The sequence below is a fragment of the Bradyrhizobium semiaridum genome, from assembly GCF_020329505.1.
Classification (GTDB): domain Bacteria; phylum Pseudomonadota; class Alphaproteobacteria; order Rhizobiales; family Xanthobacteraceae; genus Bradyrhizobium; species Bradyrhizobium semiaridum.
Window position 1 is genome coordinate 53,724 of record NZ_JAGKJJ010000034.1, and the last position, 17,135, is coordinate 70,858.

The window sequence follows — 17,135 nt, forward strand, 5'->3', positions numbered from 1 at the left end:
GACCGCCGGCAGCCGCCGGCTCCTTTGCATGGGGTTGTTTTTCGGTATTTTGGTCGTGCCTCCGTTCCGGCCCTATCCGCCTACAGCAACAGGTCGATCAGATGCGGCAGCAGCGGAATGTCCGCCGGCGGCATCGGGTAGTCGCGCAGCCTGCTCGCGCGCACCCAGGCCAGGGTCTGGCCCTCGCGCGCCACCGCGATGCCTTCCCAGCGGCGGCAGATGTAGAGCGGCATCAGGAGATGGAAGGTCTCGTAGGCGTGGCTGGCGAAGGTCAGCGGCGCGAGGCAGGGCTCGCTCACGGTGATGCCGATCTCCTCGTGCAACTCGCGGATCAGGGTCTGTTCCGGCCGCTCGCCGGGTTCGATCTTGCCGCCGGGGAATTCCCACAGGCCGGCCAGCGTCTTGCCTGCGGGGCGCTGCGCCAGCAGCACGCGCTTGTCGGCATCGACCAGCGCGCAGGCGGCGACCAGGGTCAATTTGATATCGGCCATGCGGCGTGGGCGTCCTTGCTCCTGCGATCTGGAAGCCCTCATTAACCAGCAACACGCTTGCAGCCAAACGATTTTATCTCGGCGCAGGCTTTCTGTGGTCGCGATAAGCTGGCTTCAATCGGCAAGCGGCAGGGCGGCCGGCAATCAGCCCGAGCCAGGGCATGATCCGGAACAGTGTGGAGCGGTTTCCCGGAAGGATCGCGCTCCGACAGAGAATCTGATCAGGACGTTTGCGATCGTCGCGCGCGGCTAGATCACGATGTGCCAGTCCGCCGGCACTGCGCCGGCCGAGGCGACGATATGGGCGCCGCCGATCTGGCCGTCATCCCAGATCGATACTTTGCCATTGTCGTTGCGCCAAAGAATGTCGGTCTTGCCATTGCCGTCGTAGTCGCCGGTGTCGGCGATGTGCCAGTCGTTGCCGACGACGCCCGCCGCGGCGATGATGTGGGCGCCGCCGAGCTGGCCGTTATCCCAGATCGACACCGCGCCATTGTCGTTGCGCCAGAGAATGTCGTCATGGCCGTCGCCGTTGAAGTCGCCGGTGCCGGCAATGTGCCAGTCCGCCGGCACCACGCCGGCGGAGGCAACGATGTGGGCGTTTGCGATCTTGCCCTGGTCCCAGATCGAGACCGCTCCATTGTCGTTGCGCCAGAGAATGTCGGCATGGCCATCGCTGTCGAAGTCGCCGGTGCCGGCGATCTTCCAACTGGCCGGCACCACACCCGCGGACGCGACGATGTGAGCGAGGCTCATTGCGCCGCCGTTCCAGATCGAGACCGCGCCATTGTCGTTGCGCCACACGATGTCGGCGCCGCCGTCGCTGTCGAAATCGCCGGTGCCGGCGATGTGCCAGTCGGTCGGCACCCCGCTGTAGGACCACGACCAGCCGTTGTTGCCGGTGAACATCACGTCGCCATTGTCGTTGCGCCAGAGAATCTCGCTGACGCCGCCGCCGGTGAAGCCGTCGCTGCCGGCGATATGCCAGCTGTTCGATATCTGGCCGGCGCTGTGGATGATGTGGGCGTTGCCGATCTGCCCGCTGCTCCAGACCGACACTGCGCCGTTGTCATTGCGCCAGAGAATGTCGTCGTGGGCATCGCCGTTGAAATCGTTCTTGGGAGGGGCTGGATAGAAATGGCCCTGAATCGAGAAATTGTCGACCGCGAGGCCGTTGGCCCGGTTGATGCCGTGTGGATCCGGGGGTGACGGAACCCAGCGAATGTAGAGGGTGCCACCGGGCGCAAGCCCCGAGTGCAAGTCGGCTTGGAGCGAGGTTTGATTTATATGAGAATTGCCCAGCGTCGGGCCGTTGCGGGACATCGGATTCGGCGAGGCGAAGTCCAATTGATCGACGTCGAACCATGTTCCTGTCGTGAGTGAGGTCGCATCAAGGCTGTACTGGAAATCGAGATGATTGGAACCGCCGCCGTGCCAAAGCTCACCGGTATACGAGATCGAGAACATCCCGATCGAGCGGTCGGTGTCGTTGACGAATTCGGCACCGACGAAGGTTAACGGACCAGGCGCAAACTCGCCGAAGGCGCGCTCCGAGCTGCCGTTCGCACCGTAGCTATAGACGCTGTTGGAGAAGCGGCTTCCGTCGTCCGCATCGACTAGGCCGTTGTCGACGATTTCGCGGAAATCCCAGCCCTGCGGGAGCTGACTCGCACTTTCGGTGCCGCTCGATACGAGCGTATCGAAGTTCTGGAAGTAAGAGAGGCTGCCGCTCAGCTGGATGGGCGATACGCTCATCGTCGATGCTCCGATCGAAATGCAACGCTGCTAGTCTAGATCGCGATGTGCCAATCCGCCGGCACCACGCCGGCGGAGGCGATGATGTGCGCGCCGCCGAGCTGGCCGTTATCCCAGATCGACACCGCGCCGTTCTCGTTGTGCCAGAGGATGTCGGCGCTGCCGTTGTTGTCGTAGTCGCCGGTATCCATAATGTGCCAGCTTGCCGGCACGGCGCCTGCGCTTGCGACAATGTGGGCGCCGCTAATCTCGGCGCTGTCCCAGATCGACACCGCGCCGTTATTGTTCTGCCAGAGCACGTCATCGTGCTTGTCGCCGTTGAAGTCGCCGGTGCCGGCGATCTGCCAGCCGTCAGGGACGGCGCCCGCAGCGGCGATGATGTGGGCGTCCGCGATCCGGCCGTCATCCCAGATCGACACTGCGCCATTGTCGTTGTGCCAGAGGATATCGGCCCTGCCGTTGCGGTCGAAGTCGCCGACGCCGGCGATCTGCCAGCCGTCCGGCACGGCGCCTGCCGAAGCGATGATGTGCGCGCCGCTGATCTGCCCGCTGTCCCAGATGGATACCGCGCCGTTGTCGTTGCGCCAGAGGACATCTGCGGTACCGTCGTCGTTGAAATCGCCGGTGCCGGCGAAGTGCCAGGTGGTCGGGACGCCGTTGAACACCTGCGGCGTGCTTCCGCCGGTGATCATCACCGAGCCGTTGTCGTTGCGCCACAACATCTCGCTGGTGTGATCGGCGTTGAAGTCTCCCGAGCCGGCCAGATGCCAGGCGTTGGAGATCATGCCGGCCGAGGCGACGATATGCGCGCCGCCGATCTGTCCGCTGTTCCAGATCGATACCGCACCGTTGTCGTTGCGCCAGACGATGTCGGCATGGTGGTCGTCGTTGAAGTCGTTCCTCGGATAATAGGTGGAGACGTCGGGGACGCTAGAAACCGTCAGCGATCCGGCCGGGCTGTCGCCGCCAGGCCCGACGATGTGCCAGGTCGACGGCACGGCGCCTGCGGACGCGATGATGTGGGCGCCGCCGATTTGCCCGTTATCCCAGATCGACACCGCGCCGCTGTCGTTGCGCCAGAGGATGTCGGCTTTGCCATTGCCGTCATAGTCGCCGGTGTCGGCAATGTGCCAGCTGGTCGGTACGACGCCCGCGGAGGCGACGATGTGGGCGCCGCTGGCTTGCCCGCTGTCCCAGATCGATACCTTGCCGTTGTCGTTGCGCCACAGGATGTCGTCGTGGCCGTCGCCGTTGAAGTCGCCGGTGCCGGCGATGTGCCAGTCACTGCCGACCGCGCCCACTGCGGAGACGATATGAGCGCGGCCGATCTTTCCGCTATCCCAGATCGACACCGCGCCGTTGTCGTTGCGCCAGAGGATATCGGCCGAGCCGCTGCCGTCGAAATCGCCGGTGCCGGCAATGTGCCAGCTCGCCGGCACCACGCCTGGATTCACGTTGTTGGTCGTGTTGTAGAAGTAGGACGACCAGACCTCGATTGCGCCGTTGTCGTTTTGCCAGAGGATGCCGCTGGTGCCTTCGCCGTAGAAATCGCCGGTGCCGACAATGTGCCAGTCCGTCGACTTCGGTTGGGTGAGAATCTGCGCGCGACTGCTGTCGCCGTTGAACCAAATCGACGTTGCGCCGCTGTCGTTACGCCACAGGATGTCGCTGATGCCGTTGCCGTCGAAATCGCCGCTGCCGGCGATATGCCAAGTGCCCGGAACGCTGCCGGCGCTGGAAATGATATGTGCCTGGCCGATCTGCCCGCTATTCCAGATCGACACCGCGCCGTTGTCATTGTGCCAGAGGATGTCGGCGCGCTGATCCTTGTTGAAATCGTTCCTGCGCGGGATCGGATCGAAGGTCGTGCTGATCGAGAAGTTGTCGATCGCCAGCCCATTGCCGACGCCGCCGGACGGCACCCAGCGGATGTAGTAGGACTCGCCTGGGCCGATGCCGATGGGGAGTTGGCCACCGACGAAGTCCTGGTTCTGAAGGTCGTTTCCGTTCAGCGCGTGGCTCTGTCCGGTGCCGGTGTTCGGCGCGTAGAAGTCCAGTGCGTTGACGTCCTCCCAGTTTCCGGTGGTGAGCGATGTTGCGCCCCTGATGCTGGAGCTGAACTGGAAATCCAGCCGACCGGATCCAATGTCGGACCGCCACTGCTCTCCGGTGTAGGAGATCGTGAGGTGCATGTAGCGGTCGGTGGTGTTGGTGAACACGGCGCCGAGGATGGATTGGCCGCCGGCCTCGCCGAACGCACGGTCGGGGCTGCCGTCTGCACCGTAGCTGTAGGTGTCGCTGAACGGCGAACTTCCATCGTCCGCTTCAAGGGTGGAATCGGCACCGGTGCCGCTCTCCACGAAGCTCCAGCCTTGCGGGAGCTGGCTGTCGCTTGCGCTGCCGAAGCTCGGCAGCGTGTTGAAGGTCTGGAAATAGGAGCTCCCGGTCAGCAGGATAGGTGACAGCGGCATCGTCTATGCTCCGGTCCGAATCGATGGTGCCCGACCGGAGCTGCATCGCGACCGGCGAGGCGAGAAACTGCGCGACCGTAACGCGCATGTCCGCCGCCGGCATCACCCGAACGGGCGATGCGGTGATCGCCAGATGTGCGGAATTTGTCGCGATGTCGCGTGTAACTCTTTACCCCGTCCTCCTCAGGGTGATCGGAGTAGAGGCGGAACCGCTGCTGTTGCGCGTGTCGTGACGGCCGACCTTACGACCTGTAGTCGCCGTTGATCGCGACGTATTCCTTGGTGAGGTCGCAGGTCAGCACGCGGTCGCGGCCCTTGCCGAGGCCGAGCGCGACCTTGATCTGGACCTTCGGTGCCTTCATCGCTTCCGACACTTCGGCCTCGTTGTAGGACGGATCGCGCGCGCCGCTCTTGGCGACGCGGATGCCGTTGAAGGAGATCGATAGCTTGTCGCGGTTGGCGGGCTCGCCGGCCTTGCCGACCGCCATCACGACACGGCCCCAATTGGCGTCCTCGCCGGCGATCGCGGTCTTGACCAGCGGCGAATTGGCGATCGACATCGCTATCTTGCGCGCCGACGGTTTTGTCGTCGCGCCCTCGACCACGACCTCGACCAGCTTGCGCGCGCCTTCGCCGTCACGCGCCACCTGCTCGGAGAGGTCGGCGAGGATCTGCTGGAACGCTTTTGTAAATGCCTTCAGGCGCGGGTCGCTGGCGCGCGAGATCTTCGGCGCGCCGTTGGCGGCCGCAGCCCCGGTGGCGAACGCCAGCAGCGTGTCCGAGGTCGAGGTGTCGCCGTCGATGGTCAGCGCATTGAAGGTGTCCTCGACGCCGGTCTTGAGCAGCGACTGCAGCACCGCGGCCGATAGCGGCGCGTCGGTGAAGATGAACGACAGCATGGTCGCCATGTCGGGCATGATCATGCCGGCGCCCTTGGCCATGCCGTTGATCGTCACCTTGGCCTTGCCGAGCTTCACGGTCGCGGTCGCGACCTTCGGGAAGGTGTCGGTGGTCATGATCGCCTTTGCGGCGTCCATCCAGCGGTCCGGCGCGGCGGTCTCGGCGAGCTGCGCCAGCACGCCGTCGAACTTGGTGGCATCGAGCGGCTCGCCGATCACGCCGGTCGAGGCGAGGAAGACCTCGCCGGTGGCGCAGCCGACGGCCTTCGCGGCGATCTGCGCGGTCAGCGCGGTGGAGGTCTTGCCGGTCTTGCCGGTGAACGCGTTGGCATTGCCGGAATTGACCACCAGCGCGCGCGCGCTCCCGCCCTTCAGCTTGGCGCGGCACCATTCGACCGGCGCCGACGGGCATTTCGACTTGGTGAAGACGCCGGCCACCGCGGTGCCCTTGTCCAGCAGCGCCAGCAGCACGTCGGTGCGGTTCTTGTAGCGGATGCCGGCGGCCGCGGTCGCAAGCCGCACACCCGCGATCGCGGGCATCTCGGGAACGTCAGTCGGGGCGAGAGGGGAGACGGCGGTGGACATCGGGAGGCTTCCGGCTACGGGGAGGGAAGCGCTCCATATCATCTCGTTCGGTTGAGTGGGAGAGGGGGCAGCAGCAATCACGGCGTCGGCCCGGCGAAGGCCGGGACCCATAACCATCGTCATCAATTATTCAAGAAACTCCTGCCCGAACTAAACAACCTCCGCTGCGGAGTATGGGTCCCGGCCTTCGCCGGGCGACGCCGTAGTCCGCATGCAGCGAAGCGTCATCCGGCAGCTCTGCAATCGCCGAGGGGCCCGTCCCGGATTTCGCTTCGCTTCATCCACTCTACACATTCGCCCAAAAAGCAAATGGCCGGGACGTGCCCGGCCATCGCAATTGAATCGATATCAGCCGCGCTTACTTCTTCGCCGGGGCCATCTTGTTGTCGGCCGGCTTGGCGGCGGCATCCGGTGCGGCGCCGGCCTTGGCGGCGTCGTCGGTCTTGTCCATGCGTTCGACCTTGGCGGCCTCGCGCAGCTTGGAGACGTAGTCGGCCTGCGCCTTGCGGGTCACATAGGTCTCGATCTGGGCCTTCACCTGGGCGAAGTCCGGTGCCTTGCGGTTGCGCTTTTCCTCGACCTTGATGATGTGCCAGCCGAACTGCGACTTGACCGGATCGGAGATCTTGCCCGGCTCGAGCGCGAAGGCGACCGCGGAGAATTCCGGCACCATCTGCTCCTTGGTGAAGAAGCCGAGGTCGCCGCCGTCGGCAGCGCCGGGATCCTTGGACTTCTTCTTGGCGAGTTCGGCGAAATCAGCGCCCTTGTCGAGCTCGGCCTTGACCGCCTTGGCCTCGTCCTCGGTCTCGACCAGGATGTGGCGGGCGCGCACCTCCTGCTCGCCGGTAATCTGCTTGGCGGCCTCGTCATAGACCTTCTTCATGGCCTCATCGGTGGTCGCGGCCTTGCCCTCGCTGGCGAGCAGGCTGTCCATCAACAGGCGGTTGCGGGTGAAGGCGAGGCGCTTCTTGAACTCGTCGGTGTTCTCGACCTTCTTGTCCTCGGCGGCCTTGGACACGATCTTCATGTCGATCAGGAACGACAGCACGTTGTCCTTCTTGGTCGCCGGGTCCATCTGGGCGAGGCTCGGGCCCAGTTCCTCCTCGGCGAGCGCGACGTCGCTGGCGCGGATTTCGGAACCGTTGACCTTCGCGAGCACCGGGTCGGATTCCGCGGCACGGACCGGCAGGCCGGCGGCCAGCACTGCGACAAGAGAGCCCGTCGCGGCCAGGGTGGCGAGGCCGAGGCGCAGGCCGGTTTTGATATCCCGAGGCGAGGTGGTCATGGAAAATCCTTAGGTCCAAGAGGTGAGGCTGAAGCGGGGCGGACACTCGCCCAATCGCGCCGCGATGACAACGCGAAAGTGTTGTCAAAATGATGAATTCCTTGACATCTTGGCCAAGTTGACAACCCCCCGACCGGGCCATATCTCTGGCCTATCGTGTCAACGGCGATAGCGCTTATTTTGCTGCGTTTTTGGCCGTTGAACCCAGGATGGCCTGTTTCCCACTCAATTGGCGGATGAGCTCCCGGGTCGGGGCCCGAACGCAGCGCGTCACAGTGAGTTGATAGGCGATCCGGTGGACCGTTTCTGGCTGTAACCGAACACTGAACCAAGACCGAAACTCGAGACCGAAGAACAGGAATTCCGCATGATCGGCGCGCTCGCCCGCAAGTTTTTCGGCTCCGCCAACGACCGCCGGGTCAAGGGCTATCAGTCCCGCGTCAATGCGATCAATGCGCTTGAGCCTGAACTGGTCAAACTGACCGACGAGCAGCTGAAGGCTCGCACCGCCGAATTCAGGGAGCAACTGGCGAACGGCAAGACGCTGGACGACATCCTGGTTCCGGCGTTCGCGACGGTGCGCGAAGCGGCCAAGCGGACGCTCGGCCAGCGCCATTTCGACGTCCAGCTGATCGGCGGCATGGTGCTGCACGAGGGCGACATCGCCGAGATGAAGACCGGCGAAGGCAAGACGCTGGTCGCGACCCTTGCGGTCTATCTCAACGCCCTCGCCGGCAAGGGCGTCCACGTCGTCACCGTCAACGACTATCTTGCCCGCCGCGACTCCGGCTGGATGGGCCAGATCTATTCGTTCCTCGGGCTTTCCACCGGCGTCATCGTGCACGGCCTCGACGATGCCGAGCGCAAGGCCGCCTATGGCTGCGACATCACCTACGGCACCAACAACGAATACGGCTTCGACTATCTGCGTGACAACATGAAGTACCGCCTGGAGGACATGGTCCAGCGCGGGCACTATTACGCGATCGTCGACGAAGTGGACTCGATCCTGATCGACGAGGCGCGCACGCCGCTGATCATCTCCGGTCCGCTCGACGACCGTTCGGATTTCTACAACACCATCGACACCTTCATGCCGCAGCTGACCAAGAAGGACGATTTCGAGGTCGACGAGAAGCAGCGAACGGTGACGCTCACCGAAGGCGGCATGGAGAAGCTGGAGAACCTGCTCCGCGACGCCGGCCAGCTCAAGGGCGATTCGCTGTACGACGTCGAGAACGTCTCGGTCGTGCATCACGTCAACCAGGCGCTGCGCGCCCATACGCTGTTCACCCGCGACAAGGACTACATCGTCCGCGACGGCGAGGTCGTGATCATCGACGAGTTCACCGGTCGCATGATGCCGGGCCGCCGCTACTCCGAGGGCCTGCACCAGGCGCTGGAAGCCAAGGAGCACGTCCAGGTCCAGCCGGAAAACCAGACGCTCGCCTCGATCACCTTCCAGAACTATTTCCGGATGTACGAGAAGCTGTCGGGCATGACCGGCACGGCGGCCACCGAAGCCGACGAACTGTTCGACATCTACAAGCTCGAGGTCGTGGAGATCCCGACCAATCTTGCGGTCGCCCGCCTCGACGAGGACGACGAGGTCTACCGGACGCAAGGTGAAAAGTATGCCGCGATCCTCGCCGAGATCGAGCGCGCCAACAAGCGGCTGCAGCCGGTACTGGTCGGCACCGCCTCGATCGAGAAGTCGGAGGTGCTGGCCGAGTATCTGCGCAAGCACGGCTACAAGCAGATCGATTTCAGTTCCGGATCCGGGATGGAGAAGCTGTATGCGGCGGCCCGCGCGGGCAAGCCGTCCAAGCTGTTCGCGGTGCTGAATGCGCGCTTCCACGAGCAGGAAGCCTATATCGTCGCCGAGGCCGGCGTGCCCGGCGCGATCACGATCGCGACCAACATGGCCGGCCGCGGCACCGACATCAAGCTCGGCGGCTCGCTCGAGATGCGGATCCAGCAGGAGACCGCCGACATCACCGACGAGGCCGAAAAGGCCAGGAAGATCGAGCAAATCAAGGCCGACATCGAGCGCTTCCGCGAGATCGTGCTGAAGGCGGAAGAGGACGTCGAGGTCGAGCCGGCGAAAGGTTCGAAGGCGGCCAAGACCGTGAAGAAGCCGGGCGGCCTCTACATCATCGGCTCCGAGCGCCACGAATCCCGTCGCATCGACAACCAGCTGCGCGGCCGCTCAGGCCGGCAGGGCGACCCCGGCCGCTCGAAATTCTTCCTGTCGCTGGAAGACGATCTGATGCGCATCTTCGGCTCCGACCGGCTCGACAGCATGCTGCAGCGGCTCGGCCTGCAGGAAGGCGAGGCCATCATCCATCCCTGGATCAACAAGGCGCTGGAGAAGGCGCAGCAGAAGGTCGAGGCGCGCAACTTCGACATCCGCAAGAACCTGCTGAAATTCGATAACGTCCAGAACGACCAGCGCAAGGTGATCTTCGACCAGCGCGTCGACCTGATGAAGGACGACAGCGTCGCCGAGACCGTCACCGACATGCGGCACGCTTTCGTCGAGGACATGATCGCGAAATACATCCCCGAGCATGCCTATGCCGAGCAGTGGGACACCGCGGGGCTGAAGGACGAATTGAAGCGCGTGCTCGACGTCGATCTGCCGGTCGACGAATGGGCCAAGGAAGAGGGCATCGCCGACGAAGAACTGCTCAACCGCATCGAGAAGCATGTCGACGAGCACATGGCGGCCAAGGTCGCGCAATGGGGCCCCGACGTGATGCGCTACGTCGAGAAGACCATCCTGCTGCAGACGCTGGATCATCTCTGGCGTGAGCATCTGGTCATGCTCGACCATCTGCGCCAGGTGATCGGCCTGCGCGGCTACGGCCAGCGCGATCCGTTGCAGGAGTACAAGACCGAAGCCTTCAATCTCTTCCAGGAGATGAGCGCGCATCTGCGCGAGGCGGTCACCGCGCAATTGATGCGGGTCGAGATCGTGCCGCCGGAAGAGCCGCCGCAGCCGCTGCCCGCGATGGAGGCGCACAAGCTCGATCCGAATACCGGCGAGGACGAGATGGCGTTCGCGCGGGCGAATTTCGCCGAGGCCAGCTACGCCCAGGCCACGCTGGCGCCGAAGGCCGCGGCCGCCGACCGCGACCCGAACAACCCCGCAAGCTGGGGCAAGGTCGGCCGCAACGAGGACTGCCCCTGCGGCTCAGGCAAGAAGTACAAGCACTGCCACGGCAAATACGCGTAAGCGCGTCGGTCGTTGGACCGCGGGCTTATCGGGTGGGCAAGCGCAAGCGTGCCCACCGTTCTCGCACTGCTCGTGATCTGACGGCTACGACGCTCTGCGCCCCGCCTCACCCCGCATACGCCTTGTCGAGATCGGCAATCACGATCTTTCGCATCTGCAACATCGCCTGCATGACGCGGTTCGCCCTGGTGCGATCGGAGTCGCTCAGATAGCGGCCGAGGGTGGTCGGGATCACCTGCCACGACAGGCCGAATTTGTCCTTGAGCCAGCCGCAGCGCGATTCCTCGCCGCCGTCGGCGGTGAGCCTGTCCCAGAAATAGTCCACCTGCTCCTGGGTCTCGACGCTGAGGAAGAACGACACCGCTTCGTTGAATTTGTATTGCGGGCCGCCATTGAGCGCGTGGAAGCGCTGGCCCTCGAGTTCGAAGGTCGCCATGAAGTCGGAGACGTTCTCGACCTTGGCGTTGGGAAACACCGATTGGTAGAAGGCGACGGCGTCGCGGACATTGTTGTCGAGCCACAGGAACGGCGTGATCGAAGTCATGACTGGGGTCCTCGTTGCGGGTGGGCCGGATCGCGGCTGCGCGCGAACGGGCGCCGGCGGGCGCGCCCAAAGGACGCGTAAGGCGGGGCGGACCCGACATTGGCCGGGCTATTTTTTCTATGTTGCGATGCGGTCGCGCCTGAACTCCGGCGGAGCGGGCGGCTCAGTTGGCGCTGCCGATCAGGCTTTCGAGCAGGCGCTTGAGCTCGTTGGTCGATTTGTCGCCATAGCTCTCGACGATGTGCTCCTCCTGGCTCACCGCCAGTGAGTTCAGCCGCCGGCACAGCGCCTTGCCGCGGTCGGAGATGAACATCAGCACCTTGCGGCGGTCCTTGGGATCCTGCACGCGGTAGACCAGCGTGTCCGACACCATGCGGTCGATCATCTTGGTCAGGGTCGGATGGTTGAGCAGCACGGCATCGGCGAGCTCGCCCATCGAGTGCCCGTTGCCGTCGGACAGCACCTTGAGGATGCGCCACTGCTCGACCGGCACGCCCTCCTTGCTGAGGCGCAGTTCCAACTGCCGGTTGATCTCCCGGTTGGCTTGCGCGAGCAGGTAGGCGAGGTGTTCGGTGATCGGGGAGTTTTCTTTCGGCGGTTTGGCCACGGCGTCCGACTTCGTATTGGTCCAAATGAGCGAATGACTGGCAATCTGTGCTGCATCTATATGCACGCCAATCCTTGAATATTCAATATTCTCAAAATAGGATCATTGCCCAACAAAAGGGCGGTTGCCGCGGCCGCCCGCCGAATGTGCTTTTGTCCCCGGGCCAGACAGGAGTTGGCGTGCGCTCGACGGTCACCTTCCCAACTCGCGGCGGCGGGCCCGCCTTTCCGCCATCTTTGCTGTTGCGGAATCTGTCGTCGCCGACGGCCGATCGCACCCTGTCGCCGGACGATCACGCCGTCTTCAGGCGGCGCGGTACCGGCAGCAAGCTGAGGGTCGGCGGCTTCATCTGCTGCTCGGGATCGCCGGGCGTTTGGGGGCCGTGCGCCACCAACAGCGCGCAGCTCGCGGTCGCCGAGATCAACCGGCGCGGCGGCATCCTCGGCCGCGAGATCGAACTGTCGATCTATGACGCCGGCGGGCCGCCCGATGAAGTCGTGCAGCGCGCCGAGCAGGCGATCGCCTCCGATGATCTCGACCTCGTCGTCGGCTTGCACACGAGCGCGGTCCGCCTGGCGCTGCGCAAGGTCATCACGCGCCATCGCATCCCCTACATCTACACGTCGGTCTATGAGGGCGGCGAGCAGACCCCGGGCGTGGTCGCGATCGGCGAGACGCCGCGCTGGCAGAGCCGGCCGTCGATCCACTGGCTCGCCGACGTCAGGAAGGCATCGCGCTGGTACCTGATCGGCAGCGACTATGTCTGGCCGTGGCAGTCGCATCGTGCGGTGAAGCGCTACATCGCGGAGACCGGCGGCCAGGTGGTCGGCGAGGAATTCGTCCCGCTCGGCGAGGACGATCACGAGCCGCATCTGGCGCGCATCCGCGCCGCCAAGCCCGACGTGGTGCTGATTTCGCTGATCGGCACCGACAGCATCACCTTCAACCGCGCATTCGGTGAATGTGGGCTCGCCGCGACCACGCTGCGGCTCGGCGGTGCCATGGACGAGACCGTGCTGCTCGGCATCGGCGCCGACAATTCCGAGAACCTGTTCTGCGCCTCCGGCTATTTTCCCGGCGTCGGCTCGCAGGCCAATGATGATTTCCAGATCCGCTATCGCGCGATGTTCGGCCCGAATGCGCCGCCGGTCGGCTCGCTCGGCCAGTCCAGTTATGAAGGATTGCGGCTGCTCGAGGCCGCGGCCAACAAGGCCGGCACGCTGGCGATGGAGCCGTTGATCGCCGCGGCGCGCAACGTCGTCTACACCGGCGCGCGCGGCCCGGTCGCCGTGCGCGACGGCCGCGCCCGGATGTCGATGTATCTCGCCGAAGCCGACGGTCTCGACTTCCGGCTGATCAAGCCGATCTGACGTTTCTTACCTCTCCCGCTTGCGGGGGAGGTCGCATTGCATCGCAGATGCAATGCGGGTGGGGGCTCTCTCCACGCTGAGGGCCTCACCTGCGGAGACCCTCCCCCACAAGCGGGAGAGGGAGCTTTCGAAATAATACTTGAAAAGGAAAATATTTCCGTTTTCAATACCGCCAACACGCCGACGGCTCGCAGCACAAGGACGGGCCGCGGCGCCGTGCCCAGGGATCAACACATCGAGGAGAGCTCCCGTGACCGTCGCCCTTCCCACCCCATCGCAACTTCGCGCCGTCGCCGAACAATGCGGTCTGTCGCTGACCGATGAGGACGTCACTTCGTTCCGCGGCCTGATGCAGGGCTCGATCGAGGCCTACAACCTCGTCGCCCAGATGCCCGACGAATTGCCAGAGGTGAAATATCCGCGCACGCCCGGCTATCGGCCGGCACCGGAGGACAACAAGCACAACGCCTGGTACCGCAAGTCGACCGTGAAGGGCGCGAGCTCCGGCAAGCTCAAGGGAAAGACGGTCGCGCTGAAGGACAACATCATGCTGGCCGGCGTGCCGATGACCAACGGCTCCTCGACGCTGGAAGGCTATGTGCCCGACTTCGACGCCACCATCGTCACACGCATGCTCGATGCCGGAGCCGAGATCGTCGGCAAGGTGCATTGCGAGCACTTCTGCCTGTCCGGCGGCAGCCACACCGGCTCCTACGGTCCGGTGCATAATCCGCACAAGATGGGCTACTCGGCCGGCGGCTCGTCGTCGGGCTCCGGCGTCGTCGTCGCGCTCGGCGAGGTCGACATGGCGATCGGCGGCGACCAGGGCGGTTCGATCCGCATGCCGTCCTCGTTCTGCGGCACTTACGGCATGAAGCCGACCTGGGGCCTCGTGCCTTACACCGGCATCATGCCGATCGAGATCTTTGTCGACCACACCGGTCCGATGACCGCGACCGTGGAAGACAACGCGCTGCTGCTCGAAGTGCTGGCCGGCGACGATGGCTACGATCCGCGCATCAAGGCGCCGAAGGTCGAGGACTACACCAAGGCGCTGGGCGCCGGCGTCAAGGGCATGAAGATCGGCATCGTCAAGGAAGGCTTTGAACAGCCGACCGCAGAAGCCGCCGTCAACGAAAGCGTGCGCGAGGCCGCAAAACGCTTCAAGGATCTCGGCGCGAGCATCGAGACCGTGTCGATCCCGATGCACCTCGCCGGCGGCGCGATCTGGACGCCGATCGGTACCGAAGGCCTGACCCAGACCATGATGTTCGGCGACGGCTACGGCCTCAGCCGCGGCGACCTCTATTCAACCTCGCTGATGGATTTCCATCGCGGCTGGCGCCGCCAGGCGGATTCGCTGTCCGAGACCACCAAGCTGTTCATGATGCTCGGCACCTACATCAACAACAATTTCGGTCCGCGCTTCTACGGCAAGGCCCTCAACATCTCGCGGCGGCTGGCCGCGGCCTATGACAAGGCGTTCAAGGACTACGATCTGTTGCTGATGCCGACCACGCCGATGAAGGCGACCAAGCTGCCGGCGCCAGACGCCAGCCGCGAGGAATATGTGGCCCGCGCGCTCGAGATGATCTCCAACACCGCGCCGTTCGACATCACCCATCATCCCGCGATGTCGCTGCCCTGCGGCATGGTCGACGGCCTGCCGGTCGGCCTGATGCTGGTCGGCCGGATGTTCGAGGAGTCCACCATCTACCGCGCCGCGCATGCCTTCGAGCAGGTCGGCGACTGGAAGAAGATGTGAGGCGCGCCTTGTCGCAACTCGACGGATGGATCGGACGCCATGGCCACTAGCTTCGCCGCGGCGTTCGAGATCGTGAGCTTCGGCGCGATCATCGTGCTGGTCGTGCTCGGGCTCGGCATCATCGCCAGCATGATGGGCATCTTCAACTTCGCGCAGGGCGAGTTCGTCCTGCTCGGCGCCTATGTCACGTACCTCGCCTCCGCGCACGGCGTGCCGATCTGGGCCGGCATGGTCGCCGCGCCCTTCGTGGTCGGCGCGCTCGGCTTCGTGCTGGAAGCCTTGATCATCCGCCGCTTCTACGCCGCGCCGATCGTGGCGATGCTCGGTACCTACGCGCTCGGCCTGATCATCCGCGAGAGCGTGCGCGGCCTGATCGGCGGCTTCTATCTCACAGTGCCGGAGCCGATCGGCGGCTCGATCGACCTCGGCTCGATCCACATCTCGGCCTGGCGCTTCACCATCATCGTGATTACGCTGCTGGTGATGGCCGCCTGCTACCTGCTGCTGGCACGCACCTCTTTCGGTCTGCGCGTGCGCGCCACACTGGAGAATCCGGCGCTGGCCCGTGCCTCCGGCATTTCCACGCCGCTGATCTACGGCGCGACGTTTGCGTTCGGTGCCGCGCTGGCGGGTCTCGCCGGCGCGCTGATCGTGCCGGTGTTCAGCCTGTTCGCCGATCTCGGCATCCGCTTCCTGATCCAGGGCTTCGTCGCGGTCATGGTCGGCGGGGTCGGCTCCTTCATCGGGCCGGTCGCCGGCGCCGGCGTGATCGGCACGCTGAGCGCGGCGCTGCCATGGGTCATGTCGCCCGTCGTCGCCGACGTGCTCGTCTTCGTGCTCGCCATTGCCTTCATCAAATTCAGGCCGCAGGGCCTCATCGCCGGAAAAGGGGTTTAGTCACATGTCCATTGATCGCATCAATCTGACCCGCCGCCGTTTCATGAGCAATTTTGCCTTTGCCACCGGTGCGATTGCGACCGGCGTCGGCAGCTGGGTGGTCCGTCCCGATTGGGCCAACGCCGCCGAGGGCCCGATCAAGGTCGGCATCGCGACCGACCTCACCGGGCCGATCGCCTATGCCGGCAATGCCGACGCCAACGTCGCCAAGATGGTGATCAAGGAGATCAATGCCGCCGGCGGCCTGCTCGGCCGGCCGCTTGAGCTCTATATCGAGGACACCGCGTCGAACGAATCGGTCGCGGTCGGCAACGTCCGCAAGCTGATCCAGCGCGACAAGGTCGACATGGTACTGGGCGGCATCACCTCGTCGATGCGCAACGCGATCAAGGATCCGATCGTCGCCCGCGGCAAGACGCTCTACATCTATCCGCAGCTCTATGAGGGCAAAGAGTGCACGCCCTATCTGTTCTGCACCGGCCCGACCCCGGCGCAGCAGTGCGACGAGTTCATTCCCTGGCTGATCAAGAACGGCGGCAAGAAGTTCGCGCTGCCGAGCGCCAACTATGTCTGGCCGCACACGCTCAATGTCTATGCCCGCAAGGTGATCGAGCAGAACGGCGGCGAGGTGGTGTTCGAGGAATACTACCCGCTCGACCAGGTGGATTTCTCGGCGACCGTCAACCGCATCATCTCCAACAAGGTCGACGTGGTCTTCAACACCGTGATCCCGCCCGGCGTTGGCCCGTTCTTCAAGCAGCTCTATGAAGCCGGCTTCCTGAAGAGCGGCGGGCGGCTGGCCTGCGTCTACTATGACGAGAACACGCTCAACATCAACCAGGCCAACGAGATCGAGGGGCTGGCGAGCTGTCTCGACTATTTCAAGGTGCTGACCAAGGACGATCCGGTCAGCGCCAAGATCCAGGCGGCCTATGAGAAGGACTTCCCCGGCACCTTCCTGTTCGCCGCCGGCAGCGCCGCGACCGGAACATATCGCGGCCTCAAGCTGTGGGAAGCGGCGGTCAAGGAGGCCGGCAAGGTCGACCGCGACGCGGTTGCGGCCGCGCTCGATCATGCCAAGATCGCCGAAGGGCCGGGCGGTCCGGCCGAGATGGTGTCGGGCAAGCGGCACTGCAAGATGAACATGTACACGGCCGTCGCCAAGGCCGGGACCTATGAGGTCGTCGCGCGCAGCAACGGTCTCGTCGATCCCAAGGAATGCTGAGAC

At 64.5% G+C, this 17,135-nt stretch carries 12 protein-coding genes; 5 read left to right on the forward strand and 7 right to left on the reverse strand.

Annotated features, from left to right (window positions below; all coding sequences use genetic code 11):
- Window positions 1–80: 80 nt before the first annotated feature.
- The 5 genes from J6500_RS27625 to J6500_RS27645 all read right to left on the reverse strand — a co-directional run bounded on the left by J6500_RS27625 (window position 81) and on the right by J6500_RS27645 (window position 7,486).
- Window positions 81–491 carry a (deoxy)nucleoside triphosphate pyrophosphohydrolase gene (locus tag J6500_RS27625; protein WP_225715860.1) on the reverse strand — a complete coding sequence of 137 codons (411 nt, stop codon included), beginning with the start codon at window positions 489–491 and terminating at the stop codon, window positions 81–83.
- Between the two features lie 249 nt (window positions 492–740).
- A complete protein-coding gene (locus tag J6500_RS27630) occupies window positions 741–2,246 on the reverse strand; it encodes an FG-GAP repeat domain-containing protein (RefSeq protein WP_225715861.1) in 1,506 nt (501 codons plus the stop codon).
- Window positions 2,247–2,281: 35 nt separating this feature from the next.
- Window positions 2,282–4,717: an FG-GAP repeat domain-containing protein gene (locus J6500_RS27635; RefSeq protein ID WP_225715862.1), complete on the reverse strand. Its 2,436-nt coding sequence runs from the start codon at window positions 4,715–4,717 to the stop codon at window positions 2,282–2,284.
- 242 nt (window positions 4,718–4,959) lie between these two features.
- Window positions 4,960–6,201 (reverse strand): bifunctional glutamate N-acetyltransferase/amino-acid acetyltransferase ArgJ, encoded by a 1,242-nt coding sequence (gene argJ, locus J6500_RS27640; RefSeq protein WP_225715863.1) that lies wholly within the window; start codon window positions 6,199–6,201, stop codon window positions 4,960–4,962.
- Window positions 6,202–6,559: 358 nt separating this feature from the next.
- A complete protein-coding gene (locus tag J6500_RS27645; protein ID WP_225715864.1) occupies window positions 6,560–7,486 on the reverse strand; it encodes a peptidylprolyl isomerase in 927 nt (308 codons plus the stop codon).
- A 367-nt stretch (window positions 7,487–7,853) separates the two neighbouring features.
- Between J6500_RS27645 and secA the strand changes: the two genes are divergently transcribed.
- Window positions 7,854–10,724, forward strand: a complete 2,871-nt coding sequence (secA, locus tag J6500_RS27650) for a preprotein translocase subunit SecA (RefSeq protein WP_225715865.1) — start codon at window positions 7,854–7,856, stop codon at window positions 10,722–10,724.
- A 106-nt stretch (window positions 10,725–10,830) separates the two neighbouring features.
- Here secA and J6500_RS27655 read toward each other — a convergent pair whose 3' ends face one another.
- Both J6500_RS27655 and J6500_RS27660 read right to left on the reverse strand, forming a co-directional pair.
- On the reverse strand, window positions 10,831–11,268 hold the full coding sequence (locus J6500_RS27655; protein ID WP_225715866.1) for a VOC family protein: 438 nt from the start codon (window positions 11,266–11,268) through the stop codon (window positions 10,831–10,833).
- Between the two features lie 163 nt (window positions 11,269–11,431).
- Entirely contained in the window at window positions 11,432–11,875 is a 444-nt protein-coding gene (locus tag J6500_RS27660) for a MarR family winged helix-turn-helix transcriptional regulator (protein WP_225715867.1), read from the reverse strand.
- 179 nt (window positions 11,876–12,054) lie between these two features.
- Here J6500_RS27660 and J6500_RS27665 point away from each other — a divergent pair, with 179 nt between their 5' ends.
- From J6500_RS27665 to J6500_RS27680, 4 genes are all read left to right on the forward strand, one after another.
- Window positions 12,055–13,245 carry a substrate-binding domain-containing protein gene (locus J6500_RS27665; RefSeq protein WP_225715868.1) on the forward strand — a complete coding sequence of 397 codons (1,191 nt, stop codon included), beginning with the start codon at window positions 12,055–12,057 and terminating at the stop codon, window positions 13,243–13,245.
- A gap of 250 nt (window positions 13,246–13,495) precedes the next feature.
- Window positions 13,496–15,010: an amidase gene (locus J6500_RS27670; protein ID WP_225715869.1), complete on the forward strand. Its 1,515-nt coding sequence runs from the start codon at window positions 13,496–13,498 to the stop codon at window positions 15,008–15,010.
- A 39-nt stretch (window positions 15,011–15,049) separates the two neighbouring features.
- Entirely contained in the window at window positions 15,050–15,907 is an 858-nt protein-coding gene (locus J6500_RS27675; RefSeq protein ID WP_225715870.1) for a branched-chain amino acid ABC transporter permease, read from the forward strand.
- 4 nt (window positions 15,908–15,911) lie between these two features.
- On the forward strand, window positions 15,912–17,132 hold the full coding sequence (locus tag J6500_RS27680; protein ID WP_225715871.1) for a substrate-binding protein: 1,221 nt from the start codon (window positions 15,912–15,914) through the stop codon (window positions 17,130–17,132).
- Window positions 17,133–17,135 lie beyond the last annotated feature (3 nt).